This is a genomic window from Pseudoalteromonas sp. SR43-3, from assembly GCF_014163875.1.
GTDB lineage: Bacteria > Pseudomonadota > Gammaproteobacteria > Enterobacterales > Alteromonadaceae > Pseudoalteromonas > Pseudoalteromonas distincta.
In genome coordinates this window covers 325,259-339,872 of record NZ_JACJEC010000001.1, presented here as the reverse complement: position 1 = coordinate 339,872, position 14,614 = coordinate 325,259, and the positions used below count along the sequence as shown (strand labels likewise).

The following is a 14,614-nucleotide window of genomic DNA, read 5'->3' as shown; positions in this document are numbered from 1 at the left end:
TTTTCCTTTCTCATCGCGTTTGTCTTACAGCGCGCAACGCACTCCCTAGTAAAAAGACAAACAACTCTCTCGTACAAGGCGATTAAAATTTATGAAGTATTTGGTATATGCCAGCCTGATAATAAGCGGTGCGAGTGTTGCACAAGAAGCCCCTAACTATGCAATCAGTGCAACAAATGCAGCTAAAACCTTACTCACTGATATAACTAACACGGGTAATGGCTTAATTGCTGTTGGTAAACACGGTACTGTTATTAAAAGTACATCGGGTGTTTCATGGCAACAAGCTGAGCTAGTTCCAACTCAAGTGCTCCTAACTGCCGTTGATTTTAGTAACGAAAATAATGGATGGGCGTGTGGCCACGATGCAACAATCATAAATACTACTGACGGTGGCGTTAATTGGCAGCTACAACAAGCATTACCTGAATTAGACAAACCATGTTTAGATATTTTATTTGAAGATGACTTAAAAGGTTTTGCAGTTGGCGCATATGGCATGTTTTATCAAACTACAGACGGTGGTCAACATTGGCAAAAACGCTTTTTAGATTCGCTACTTTTTAGTGATGATCGTGATTACTTAAACGATTTAAAAGAAAATGACCCACAAGGATACGAAGCGGAAACTGCTTCTATCTTACCGCACTTTAATCGTATAGAAAAAACAGACAATGGATTAATGCTCGTTGGTGAAATGGGTTTAATGGCCAGAAGCGTTGACGATGGTCAAACTTGGCAAAGAATAGAAGAAGTTTATCCCGGTTCATTCTTTGCAGTTGCCTCTGATAGCACTCAAGAAATTGTGGCGGGGCTACGAGGTAATGTTTTTACAAAGCAAAGTGGCGAAAAGCAGTGGCAGCATTTTGAAAATGTTAAAACAGCGACGATTAACAACATCATTAATTATAATAACAAACAATGGCTCATGCTCGCTAATAGTGGCGTTATTTTTCATCTTCAAGATGGGTTACTCACCCATGAGCAGCTTGCTGACGGTAAAGCGATTCTTGATGGTGTAATTTTAGATAACAGATTGATCATGGCTACAGAAGATGGCATTAAAGTGAAGGAGTTAACCCCTTAATGCATAAGTTACTCGATTTTATTGAAAAGGCGATTTTTAGACATCGCTTAATTATGCTTATAAGTTTTGCACTTATAACCTGTTTACTTGTATTTAAAGCGACTCAAATTCAACTTGATGCATCGTTTAATAAAAATATCCCGTTAAATCACGATTACATGAAGGTATACACTAAACATGAAAAACAGTTTGGTGGTGCAAACAGTATTTTAATTTCAGTATGTGACGACAGCGGAGATATATTTAATCCAGAATTTTTTACTCAATTAAAAGCGGTTCACGATCAGCTTTATTTTATTCCTGGTGTAAATCGTCCTTTAGTGAATTCTATATTTTCACCTAGTGCTCGCTTTGTAGAAGTAGTAGAGGATGGCTTTGCCGGTGGTCCAATTATTCCTGCAAACTTTAAAGCAGATACGCGTGGATTAGGTGTAGTAAAGGAAAACATTGAAAAAGCAAAAGTTGTAGGGCGTATGATTGCCAGCGATTACTCTTGTGCAATGGTAACGGCTCAACTTTTAGAAACAGATCCTCAAACACAACAAAAATTAGACACATTAGCTTTTGCACAAAAGCTAGAAAGTGATTTAAGAGAGCCTTTAAGTACAGACAAAGTAAGTATTCATATTATTGGCTTTGCAAAAATGGCTGGTGATATAGCTGAAGGCGCAAAAGGGGTAGTCGTATTTTTTGCCATTGCTATCGCCTTTACCTTTATTATGGTTTGGCTATTTTGTGGCAGTTTAAAGCTAACTATTTTGCCAATCGCGTGTTCTATTATTGCTGTTATTTGGCAATTAGGCCTGCTTTCAAGTTTAGGGTTTGGACTAGACCCTATGTCCATTTTGGTGCCGTTTTTAGTGTTTGCTATTGGTGTAAGCCATGGTGTGCAGATGATCAATGCGATTGGCAAAAAAGTAGGTGAAGGAAAAAGTACGCGAATTTGTTGTCAGTCAAGTTTCAGGGCTTTATTAATACCTGGTGGTATTGCACTGCTTTCAGATACCGTAGGCTTTTTAACATTACTTACTATTGATATTGGTATTATCCGCGAACTTGCTATTACAGCGAGTTTAGGTGTGGCAGTAATTATATTTACAAATTTAATTTTGCTGCCAGTTTGGGCGTCGTACATGAACTTTGAAAACAGTGTACATATTCAATCTGGTGATGCTGAGAAGCCTAATATACTTGATAAGATCAGAGACATTTTAGTAAAAGCAACCGATCCTAAAATCGCTAAAATGATTATCGGTTTTACCCTTGTTTTTTTTGCTCTAGGCTACTGGCAAGCTGATAAAATGCGTATAGGTGACTTACACGCAGGCGCGCCATCTCTGCATCAAGATGCCCGTTATAACCAAGACACGTTTTTAATATCGGATAAGTACACTATCTCGTCTGATATTTTAAAAGTAATTGTAGAGGCGTATCCTGCAGCATGTACTGAGCATGATGTGATGGAGCGTATAAGCCGTTTTCAATACAAAGTTGAGAATGTGGCCGGTGTGCAGTCTGCTGTAAGTTTGAGCTCTGTAGCTCAATCGGTTAACGCGGGCTACAACGAAGGCAATTTAAAATGGCAGAGTTTGCCAAGAAATTCAGCAAGCTTAGTACAGTCAACGTCTCGAGTTGAAACTAGTACAGGCTTACTTAACGGTGATTGTTCTGTTATGCCAGTGATTATATTCTTAGATGATCATAAAGCACAAACTATCGATACTGTAATTAAGAGTGTTAAGCAATTTGCCCAAGAAGAGGGCACTGATAAATTGGCATTTAAATTAGCATCAGGACCTGTGGGCGTAATGGCGGCTACTAATGAGTCTGTATCAGAAGCACAAATACCCATGATGCTTTACGTTTATGGTGCCGTTATTATTTTATGTTTAATGAGCTTTAGAAGCGTAAAAGCAACAGTAGCCGTGGTATTACCGCTTTATATTGTATCAACCCTTGCCCAAGCACTTATGGTACAGCTGGAAATAGGCTTAACAGTTTCTACTTTACCTGTAATTGCATTAGGTGTAGGCATTGGTGTTGATTACGGTATTTATATACTGTCGTCGATGATGGGGCAGCTTAAGCAAAACGTACCGCTTAGTGTTGCTTATCGTAATGCGCTTGTTGAGCGTGGCAGCGCGGTTCTATTTACTGGTATTACATTAGCTATTGGTGTGAGCACTTGGATATTCTCAGATCTTAAATTCCAAGTTGATATGGGTATACTATTAACCTTCATGTTTTTAGTGAATATGTTAGGTGCAGTGTTGTTATTACCCGCAATTGGTAGCCTTCTCTGGACTGACCAGAAAAAATAATGTGAATACTTTTGCTCCTAAATGGCCAGTAATGGCCATTTATATCTATATTTTGTGAATAGATGACCAAATAGCTGAAATGCTTAAAATGTTTTCATCGAAAAGGCTGTTTATTAGCTGTAAAAGGGTTAGAATTTAACTGACTCCACGCTAATAATACGCTGTACAAATATTCTGCTTTTAGCAGTAATAGATTAAGGAACATACAATGACACGAAATGAAGGCCAAGCCTCGGTTATCCTAGATAATGTCTGTAAGCTGATCCAGAAAAAAGTTCGCGCTGATAATGTGTTACTCGTTGAGAAATTCGCCAAAGCCTTGTACAGCAATATGTCTAAAGAGGATTTGGCAAACCGCAACGATAGTGACCTATATGGCGCAGCATTAAGCCTTTGGAACTCGCTAGAAAAAAATACTACTGACGACGCAGTTATCCGCGTTTTCAATCCAGAAGTGGCAAAAGATGGCTGGCAGTCATCACATACAATCGTTGAAATTATCACTAAAGATATGCCGTTCTTAGTTGATTCTGTTCGTATGGCCATGACTCGTGAAAATATCGCCTCTCACTTATTACTTCACTGCCCATTAAAAATTAAGCGTGATGAAAACGCTAAAATTTCTGGATTATCAAATTTAAAAGCAGAGCAAGAATCTTCATCTACTAAAACTGTATTTTTTATTGAAATTGACCGTCAAACAGATTCTTCTGTGATTGAGTCTTTCAAAAAAGAATTAGAGTCTGTGCTTGTTGATGTGTCAGTTGCTGTTGATGATTGGCAACCAATCCGTAAAAAATTGATTGCAGTGACTAAAGAGTTACCTAAACGTCATCATAATAAAAGTAAAGATGAAGTTTCAGAAACAACTGAGTTTTTAGATTGGTTAGCTAAAGATAATTTTACCCTAATGGGTTACCGTGAATATGAGTTAAGCCCAGTTCAAGGTGATTACCAACTAAAAGGTAAAATGGATACAAGCCTAGGCTTGATGAAAAACTCAACTGAAGAACACACTCGCTTATTATCAGAATTACCTGAAGTTGCACGTCAAGAAGCTCGTAGCAGCAACCTACTGATCTTAACAAAAACTAACTCTGTTTCTCGTGTTCATCGTCCAGCTTACATTGATTATGTTGGCATTAAGCGTTTTGACGATGAAGGCAATGTAATTGGTGAAGACCGCTTTATCGGTTTATTCTCATCAAGTTTTTACAATAACAGTGCTACTGATGTGCCTGTGTTAAAAAGTAAAATTAATCGCATTATGGAAATGTGTGATTTTGCTAAAGGTACTCACGCTTACAAAGCTGTTTTAAATATTTTAGAAACCTACCCACGTGATGAGCTAGTTCAAGCGCGCGAAGGTGAGCTACTTGAAGTTGCTATGGGTGTGTTACAAGTACAAGAGCGCGATATGTGTCGCTTGTTTGTACGTAAAGATGCGTATGGTCGTTTTTTATCTTGTATGGTTTATGTACCTCGCGAGCGTTATAACACGGCTCTTCGTCGTGAAACGCAAGATATATTAGCTAATGCATTTAATTCTGACGATAAAGTCGAATTTACTACTTATTTCTCTGAGTCAACACTGGCGCGTACTCATTACACCGTTCGTGTGACCGACAACAAGATCGAATATAACGTGAAAGACATCGAAAACAATTTAGTAGAAGCTGCACGTACGTGGGAAGATAAACTTCAATCTGCACTTTTAGAGTCTGCGGGTGAAGCTCGTGGTAACGATTTAAATCGTAAATACTGTAATGCGTTTGCACGCTCATACAAAGATGAAGTGCTTCCAAGTGCTGCGGTTGTTGATATTGAAAAGTTAGAACTACTTAGCGATGAAAACAAACTAGAAATGTTGTTTTACCGTCCTCAAGAAGAAGCAAACAGCAATATTGTACGATTAAGCTTATTCCATAAAGATGAGCCGATTCACTTATCTGATGTTATGCCAATGCTTGAAAACTTTGGCCTTCGCGTTGTTGGTGAAACACCATACTCAGTTAAAACTAGCGATGGTCGTATCAACTGGATCATGGACTTCTCGATGCTTATTGACAGCAAAGGGATGGCGGATTTTGATAAAATTTCAGCACGTTTTCGTGCTGCATTAACAAATGTTTGGGGCAACCGCCTTGAAAACGATGGTTTTAACCGTTTAGTGTTAATGGGTGGTCTAACAGGCCGCGAAGCCTCTATTTTACGTGCGTATGCTAAATACATGCGTCAAATTGGTGTAACGTTCTCACAAAGTTACATAGAAAGTACATTTGCAAATTATCCAAATATCGCAGCGCAAATTGTTAACTTGTTTGCTAAAAAGTTCTCAGTTAAAAGCCCTGCAAGTGCTAAAACACTTGAAAAGCTAAGCACGCAAATTTATTTAGAGCTTGAAAATGTAGCAAACCTTGATGATGACCGTATTATACGTTTATACGTAGATATGATTGTTGCGACGCTGCGTACTAACTATTTCCAAAAAGACGATGCCGGACAGTTTAAGTCTTATGTGTCGTTTAAAATACAACCTAGCTTAATTCCAGATGTACCACTTCCTTTACCTGCGTTTGAAATTTTTGTTTATTCTCCGCGCGTAGAAGGTGTGCATTTACGTTACGGCAAAGTAGCGCGTGGTGGTCTGCGTTGGTCCGACCGTCGTGAAGACTTCCGTACTGAAGTACTTGGCTTAGTTAAAGCACAACAAGTTAAAAATACGGTAATCGTACCTGTTGGTTCTAAAGGTGGCTTTGTATGTAAACAACTACCGACTGAGCGTGAAGCGTTTATCAAAGAAGGCCAAGAGTGTTATAAAATCTTTATCCGTGGTCTTTTAGATATTACTGATAATATTGAGCGTGGTGAAATAGTACCTGCGCGCGATGTTGTTCGTCACGATGAAGATGATGCTTACCTAGTAGTTGCAGCCGATAAAGGAACCGCTACTTTCTCTGATATCGCAAATGGCATTGCTAACGAATACAATTTCTGGCTAGGTGATGCATTTGCATCTGGTGGCTCGGTTGGTTATGACCATAAGAAAATGGGTATCACAGCAAAAGGCGCATGGGAGTCAGTTAAACGACATTTCCGTGAAATGGATATTGATTGTCAATCTACCGATTTTACAGTAGTAGCAATTGGCGATATGGCAGGCGATGTATTTGGTAATGGTATGCTGTTATCTAAGCATATTCGTCTACAAGTTGCCTTTAACCATATGCACATTTTTGTTGACCCTAATCCAGATGCTGCTACATCTTACCCTGAACGCGAACGTTTATTTAATATGCCGCGTTCTTCTTGGGAAGATTACAATAAAGAGCTAATTTCTGCCGGTGGCGGTGTGTTCTCTCGTGCAGCTAAATCAATTACGCTTAGCCCAGAAATGAAAAAAATGTTGGGCACTAAAAAAGCTAGTATGACACCAAATGAGTTAATGAAAGCCTCATTAATGATGGAGTTTGATTTACTGTGGAATGGCGGTATTGGTACATACATTAAACACTCTAAAGAAACTGATGCCGATGTAGGGGATCGTGCAAACGATGCACTACGTATCAATGGTAGAGATTTAGGCGCTAAAATAATAGGTGAGGGCGGTAACTTAGGTGCAACGCAATTAGGTCGTGTTGAATTTGCAGCTAAAGGTGGTCGTGTTAATACTGACTTTATTGATAACGTAGGGGGTGTTGCCTGTTCAGATAACGAAGTTAACATTAAGATTTTACTTAATGGCTTAGTCGCTGAAGGTGACCTAACACGTAAACAACGTGATGAGCTACTTTACTCAATGACAGATGAAGTTTCTGAATTAGTATTAAAAGACTGTTACCGTCAAACACATACTATTTCAATTACGCAGTCTAAAGGAACTTCAACGCTCAAAGAAAAGATTCGCTTTATTCATGCGCTTGAAAAAGAAGGCAAGTTAAACCGTGCTATCGAATTTATTCCAAGTGATGAAGAATTGGCAGAACGCGCCGCTGCAGGTAAAGACTTAACTCGTCCTGAGCTTTCAGTGCTAGTGTCTTACGCAAAAATGGTATTAAAAGAGTCTTTAGTAAGTGATGAAATTACTGAAAACCCTTACTATCGCCAATTGCTTGTTAAGTCATTCCCACGTCCATTGCGTGAGAAGTTTAACGATGCGATGAACAACCACCCACTTCGTAAAGAAATTATTGCAACTAAACTTGCTAACAGTATCGTTAACGATATGGGTTTAAACTTCATGGTACGTATGCATGAAGAAACCGGTGCTAATGAAGCTGAGATAGCAATGTGTTACTCAATTGCTAGCGAAATATTTGAAATGCGTGAAACATGGTCTTCTATTAGTGCACTTGATAATAAAATACCAGCAGCAGTTCAAACTGAAATGCTTTACCAACTTCGTCGTACTGTGCGCCGAGCAACGCGTTGGTTCTTACGTCATCGTAATAAGTCACAAACTATTGAACAAGGAATTGAATTCTTTGCGCCAACCTTTAAAGATTTAAGCGATAACTTAAATACGTATATGATTGAAAAAGAAAATGATCGTATTGTAATTGAGGCCAATAAGTTAATTGACGCGGGCGTTCCAACAGATATAGCTAATCGTATTGTTTCTTTATCAAGCTTATTCTCTGTGATGGATTTAGCAGAAGTTGCGAATAGTTCAGGTAAGAGTATTTCGATGGTGTCCAATACTTACTTTAAACTAGGTGCAAGAATGGGTCTGCATTGGTTCTTAGAGCAAATAACTAAGCAACCAGTAGCAAATCATTGGCAAGCACTTGCTCGCTCGTCTTATCGAGAAGAGCTTGATTGGCAGCAACGTACGTTATCTGAAGTTGTATTAAATAGCTTTGAAGGTGATGAGAGCGATGTTGATAGTCAAATAGACGAGTGGATGGATAGCCAAGATTTATTACTTCAACGCTGGAAACAAATGCTGGCTGAGTTTAAAACATCACAAAGTCACGACTTTGCTAAGTTCTCGGTTGCACTTCGTGAACTTATGTTGTTAAGCCACAATTGTGATACGTCAGGAAAATAATTTAGCTTTAATCAGTTAATTGTTTAGTAAATAAATAACTGATTGTTAAAATTGTTATACAATACCTCAGCCTTTTCTGAGGTATTTTTTTGTCTAAAATTTAAAAAGAGGATTATATTGATGTTTTATGATTTAGCTCGCCGTTTTATGTTTACCCGTGATGCGGAGTGGGCGCATGAGTTTGCACTTAATAATCTTCGTCGTTTTACCAATACACCTTTAAATTTAGCTTGGTCGCAAAATATTTCTGATAAGCCAGTCGATTTTTTGGGTCTGAAATTTAAAAACCCTGTAGGGCTAGCAGCTGGCCTTGATAAAAATGCGGAATGTATTGATGCATTCAGCCAAATGGGCTTTGGTTTTATTGAAGTTGGCACTATTACGCCGCGTGCTCAAGCTGGTAATGATAAACCTCGTATTTTTAGGTTGCCAGAATCAAACGCTATTATTAACCGTATGGGTTTTAATAATAAAGGCGTTGATAACTTAGTTGCAAATGTAAAAGCAGCAAAATACAGCGGCATACTCGGTATTAATATTGGTAAAAATAAAGATACGCCAAATGAACAAGGTAAAGATGACTATATTCATTGTATGCGTAAAGTGTTTGAACATGCCTCATATATTACGGTAAATATTTCATCACCAAATACACCTGGCTTGCGTGATTTGCAATATGGCGCTGCACTTGATGATTTACTGCAAAGTCTTAAAAACGAACAGTTAGATTTAGTTGCAAAGCACAATAAACAAGTGCCTATGCTTGTAAAAATTGCACCGGATCTAGATCAAATTCAAATTCAACAAGTAAGTGAATCACTTTTAAATAATAAAATCGATGGTGTAATTGCCACCAACACCACGCTTGAGCGAGCTGCAGTTATGGGCCAGCAATATGCAGAAGAAGCCGGCGGTTTATCAGGTCACCCTGTTAGAATGCGTTCTACAGAGGTAGTGAGTGAATTGAAACGCTTAACACAAGGTAAATTACCAATCATCGGAGTTGGCGGAATAGATGATGCGCAATCTGCAAAAGAAAAGTTCGATGCAGGCGCAAATTTAGTCCAGGTTTATACTGGGTTCATCTACAAAGGTCCACAATTGGTAAAGTCGATCGTTAACGGCTTATAAGGATCAGTTATCTAAGCTTTTGATCGTTCGATAAATGTTCTAAGCAAGCATTTTAAAAGTGGTCAAAAGCGGTTATACTGTGGGCAATAATTATTCAACATACCCAAGGAGGAGTAAATGTTACAAGCATCAAAGCAATGGCAGTGGATTACTTGTCCTAATAAAAATCGTTTATTACTTGATTTAAATGACGACATGCAATTATGTACGCCCTATAAGTTAAGACAACTCACCGATTCTGTTTTTAAAAATCCACGTTTTAGTTTAGAAGATGCTGCATTTTATGAACAAGTTTATAACTATTTAGATGGGTTTGAATTGTGGTCTGCTGCTCAAATTTGTCAAATATCGCTAAATGCAACCGCTGTTAAGTATCACTTAAAACCCGTTTTATCAAAAAGCTGGTTTTTTGAAGAATACACTGGAACAGAGCCAAGTGTAGAAGCAATAGTTAAATTAATATCTAAAGCGCAGACTGGCGATTTTTTAATTGTAGAGCATTGCCCTGATGCATCTATTTGCTTAAATTTAAGCGAAACCTTTAAATTAGACGAAAATTTATCTTTAGCGCAATTTGAAGTAATCCGTATTTTGAATAATCGAGTACACCCCATCCTAAATCAGCAATATCAAAGTCAAACCGCCTAACCAAATTTAAGTCTTAAGCGTGTCTTTATGGCGTGTTTGTCGCCCAACCTATGTTATAATCCTGCGCAATTAGCTATTAAGGGTTATTACTTTGCAATTTATCGCACTTACTTCTATCGGAATCGAAAATTTATTGGTTGATGAACTAACAGAACTTGGCGCAACTGTGTCTAAGCAAACTGTTGGTTCTGTTCGTTTTGAGGCTGACTCATTACTGGCGCAAAAGGTTTGTTTATCAAGTCGTTTTGCAACGCGTGTGCTTATGCTTATTGAAGAAAAAGAAGGCGTAGATGACAAGAATAGCCTGTATAATTTTGCTCGCTCGCAACCTTGGCAAGAGTGGTTTGGACCAACTCAAACATTCGCTGTCGACTTCAACGGTACCAATGACTCATTAAAAAACACACAATTTTCGGGTCTTGTAATAAAAGATGCGATTGTTGACTACTTTAATGATTTATACGAGCAGCGTCCTAACGTTGATAAGCAAGATGCAAATGTGCGTGTTGTTGCACGATTAAATCGTTACGGCGTTTCTATGTATATTGATTATTCGGGCCCTCGTTTGTCTGAACGTGGTTACCGTCAAGGTCAAGGTAAAGCACCAATTAAAGAACATTTAGCTGCTGCATTAATTAAACGAAGTGGTTGGCTTGATAATGTAAAACAACCTTTATTCGATCCATGTTGTGGTGCGGGTACTATTTTAATCGAAGCGGCTGGGATGGCACGAAACGAAGCACCGGGATTATTTCGTGAAGGCTTTGCTTTTGAGCGTTTACCCAGTTTTAGAGCCGCTAAGTTTAAAGAACTTAAAGAAGAGTTACTTGCTAACATTACCGATCCTAAATTGTGGTTAATTGGCCACGATTACGATGAACAAGTTTTAAATAAAGCGATTGATAATGCCAAACGTGCTGAGCTTGATGATGTTATTAAGTTTAAGCAAAGCGATGCAACTAAACTTACTGCTGTTGCAAAATTACCGGGTGTTGTAATTTCAAACTTACCTTATGGTGAACGTATTGGTTCTATGGCTGAGCTTGTTGATTTACACCGTAATTTAGGTGTTGGCTTTAAAAAGCACTTTAATCATTGGAAACTTGCCTTACTAGGTATGGACGAGAGCTTATTTAAACTTTTAAAACTTGTGCGCCTTAAGCGTTATAAGTTTAAAAATGGCCCACTTGATGTTGAACTTAACTTATATCAATTAGATGATAAGCAAGTAAGTTTGACTACCGATGATAAAAAAGCGCTTAATTTTGAGGGCTCTACGTCATTCGCAAATAGATTGAAAAAGAATAAGCAAGGCTTAAAAAACTGGCTTAAACAAAATAAAGTAGACGCTTATCGTGTTTATGAAGCGGATATCCCTGAGTACAATGTTGCTGTAGATATTTACGGTGATTCTGCGGTTATTTTTGAATATGCAGCGCCTAAAGAAATTGATGAAAAAACATCAGAAAAACGCCTGCAAGACGTAATAACATTGACTTCGCAACAACTTGATATCTCACCTGAAAATATTGCTGTAAAAGTGCGTAAAAAGCAAAAGGGCGAAGAGCAGTATACGGCCATGTCTAAACAAAACCGAACTATGGTAGTTGAAGAGTTTGGTGCTAAGTTTAAAGTTAATTTATTTGACTACTTAGACACAGGTTTGTTTTTAGATCACCGTTTAATGCGTCGTTATATTCAAGAAAATGCGAAAGATAAGCGCTTTTTAAACTTGTTTGCATACACAGGTACTGCCTCTGTGCATGCTGCACTTGGTGGCGCTAAAGCAATTACAACAGTTGATTTATCTAAAACCTATTTAAAATGGGGCCAAGATAACTTCGATTTAAACAATATCAGTAATACACGTTACCGTTTTGAACAAGCAGATTGTTTAAAATGGTTAGAGCATGCGACAGCACAATATGATTTGATATTTTTAGACCCTCCAACGTTCTCAAACTCAAAACGTATGAAAGACGCGTTTGATGTGCAAAGTGATCACATTAAATTATTAACGTGGGTAAAAAAGATCTTAAGTCCATCAGGTACTTTGATTTTCTCTAATAACAAACGTGGTTTTGTAATGGATGAAGTTGGCCTGATTGGTTTAGGTTTAAAAGCCGTTAATATCTCAGATAAAACGCTATCACCAGACTTCAAACGTAATAAAAAAATCCATAATAGCTGGCTAATTACGCATGGCTAAATGGATTTTATATCATACTGATGGTTGTCACTTGTGCGAACAGGCTGAGCAACTTATCACTGATGTACTAAATGACAACAGTGAGTTATTACTAATCGATATTATGACTGATGAGCAGCTTATTGCTGAGTATCAAATTACTATTCCTGTATTAAAAAGTGAAAAAGGCGAGAAATTATATTGGCCTTTTACTTTACACTCTGTGCGCGAATTTTTAGCACAAGCAGAATAAGAGCAAATAAGAACTATGGATTTAATAAGAATTTTAAAAGCACAACTTGCTTTTGGTACACATGCTTTGCTTAACAAAGCAGACGCTGTTATAGAAAGTGGCGAAAGAGTGTGTGTAGTTGGTCGAAATGGCGCGGGTAAGTCAACCTTATTAAAAGTACTCGATGGACAAGTTGTTTTAGATGATGGTGAAATAAATCAGCTTGGTGGTATTCGAATTTCTCGTTTAGAGCAAGATCCACCAAAAGGTGCAAGCGGAACTGTATTTGATTACGTTGCACAGGGTATGCCAGAAATCGCTAACCTACTCATTGATTTTCATCATGTTAGCAACGAACTGCAAACACAATGTACTGATAAGTTATTAAATAAACTTGAACGTTTATCAAACCAACTTGAAGCCGCTGATGGTTGGCGTTTTGATAGCCGAATTCAATTAGTTTTGACACAATTAGAATTAACACCAGAGGCTAAGCTTGAGTCTCTTTCTGGTGGCTGGTTACGTAAAGTAGCACTTGCGCGTGCACTTGTAAGTGAGCCTGACTTATTATTACTAGATGAGCCAACAAACCATTTAGATATGGCTAGTGTAATGTGGCTTGAACAGTTTTTAAAAGAATTTAAAGGCGGCATTGTATTTATATCGCATGACCGTGCGTTTATTCGCGCTGTCGCTACGCGTATTTTAGATTTAGATCGCGGTAAACTTATTTCCTACCCAGGTGATTACGCGACTTATCTAGAGCAAAAAGCGCATGATTTAAAAGTAGAAGAAGCGCAAAATGCATTGTTTGATAAGCGTTTAGCTGAAGAAGAAACGTGGATTCGCCAAGGTGTTAAAGCGCGAAGAACGCGTAACGAAGGGCGTGTTCGAGAGCTAAAACAGCTACGTAATGAGCGCAAGCAACGTGTTGATCAAGTTGGAAAAACTGACTTTAATATTGAAACAGCTGATCGCTCAGGTAAGTTGGTATTTGAAGCTAAGAACCTTTGCCATGCATTTAAAGACAAAGTTATTGCTGATGATTTTTCGACACTTGTAATGCGTGGCGACAGAATTGGCCTAGTAGGCCCAAATGGTATTGGTAAAACAACACTATTAAAACTAATGTTTGGTGATTTAGAACCTGATAGTGGTATTACTAAGCAAGGTGTTAATTTAGAGTTTGCTTACTTTGACCAATACCGTGAAAAACTTGACGAAGAAGCAACTGTTCAAGATAACGTTGCCGAAGGTAAACAAGAAGTGATGATGGGCGGTCGTTCACGCCATGTTTTAGGTTACCTGCAAGACTTTTTGTTCCCTCCAGCACGCGCTCGAACCCCGGTTAAAGCACTCTCTGGTGGTGAAAAAAATAGACTGCTATTAGCTAAACTGTTTTTAAAACCATCTAATATACTTGTTCTCGATGAGCCAACGAATGACTTGGACATTGAAACGTTAGAGTTATTAGAGGACATTATTAATCAATATCAAGGTACAGTGCTGATTGTAAGCCATGACCGAGAATTTATTGATAATACATGTTCTAGTGTATGGGCATTTGAAGGCAATGGTAAAGTAACAGATATCGTCGGTGGTTATAGCGACTATGAAGCTTATGTTGGTTACTTAGCTGAACAAGAAAAAAAAATTCAGCAACAACCAGTAAAAAAAGTTGAAAAAGTAGCCGCTCCAGCTGCAAAACCAGCAGCTAAGACAAATAAACTCTCTTACAAATTAAAACTTGAATTAGAGCAACTACCGAATAAAATGGAAAAACTAGAAGCTGAAATTGAAGCTCAACAAGCTGTAGTGAGTGACGCAAACTTTTTTAAACAAGAGAGTGATGTAACAACTAAAGCATTGAACCATTTAGCACAACTTGAGTCTGACCTTGAAGCTGCCCTTGAGCGCTGGGAAGAACTTGAAGAATTACAGAATCAGTAGTAAGGAT

General features: G+C 38.1%; 8 protein-coding genes. All 8 read left to right on the top strand.

What is annotated here, in order from left to right; translation table 11 throughout:
• Positions 1–91 precede the first annotated feature (91 nt).
• The 8 genes from H5088_RS01460 (at position 92) to H5088_RS01425 (ending at position 14,607) form a co-directional block, all read left to right on the top strand.
• Positions 92–1,087 carry a YCF48-related protein gene (locus H5088_RS01460; protein WP_182752042.1) on the top strand — a complete coding sequence of 332 codons (996 nt, stop codon included), beginning with the start codon at positions 92–94 and terminating at the stop codon, positions 1,085–1,087.
• Entirely contained in the window at positions 1,087–3,408 is a 2,322-nt protein-coding gene (locus H5088_RS01455) for an RND family transporter (protein ID WP_182752041.1), read from the top strand. The genes H5088_RS01460 and H5088_RS01455 overlap by 1 nt, the downstream gene beginning before the upstream one ends.
• A gap of 208 nt (positions 3,409–3,616) precedes the next feature.
• Positions 3,617–8,458 (top strand): NAD-glutamate dehydrogenase, encoded by a 4,842-nt coding sequence (locus H5088_RS01450; RefSeq protein WP_182715536.1) that lies wholly within the window; start codon positions 3,617–3,619, stop codon positions 8,456–8,458.
• A 120-nt stretch (positions 8,459–8,578) separates the two neighbouring features.
• A complete protein-coding gene (gene pyrD / locus H5088_RS01445; protein WP_039488000.1) occupies positions 8,579–9,589 on the top strand; it encodes a quinone-dependent dihydroorotate dehydrogenase in 1,011 nt (336 codons plus the stop codon).
• Between the two features lie 117 nt (positions 9,590–9,706).
• A complete protein-coding gene (locus tag H5088_RS01440; RefSeq protein ID WP_002961896.1) occupies positions 9,707–10,237 on the top strand; it encodes a cell division protein ZapC in 531 nt (176 codons plus the stop codon).
• A 91-nt stretch (positions 10,238–10,328) separates the two neighbouring features.
• Positions 10,329–12,446 (top strand): bifunctional 23S rRNA (guanine(2069)-N(7))-methyltransferase RlmK/23S rRNA (guanine(2445)-N(2))-methyltransferase RlmL, encoded by a 2,118-nt coding sequence (rlmKL, locus tag H5088_RS01435; RefSeq protein ID WP_138489126.1) that lies wholly within the window; start codon positions 10,329–10,331, stop codon positions 12,444–12,446.
• Positions 12,439–12,678 carry a glutaredoxin family protein gene (locus H5088_RS01430; protein ID WP_002961779.1) on the top strand — a complete coding sequence of 80 codons (240 nt, stop codon included), beginning with the start codon at positions 12,439–12,441 and terminating at the stop codon, positions 12,676–12,678. The genes rlmKL and H5088_RS01430 overlap by 8 nt, the downstream gene beginning before the upstream one ends.
• A 15-nt stretch (positions 12,679–12,693) precedes the next feature.
• Entirely contained in the window at positions 12,694–14,607 is a 1,914-nt protein-coding gene (locus tag H5088_RS01425) for an ABC transporter ATP-binding protein (RefSeq protein ID WP_002961781.1), read from the top strand.
• Positions 14,608–14,614: the final 7 nt, after the last annotated feature.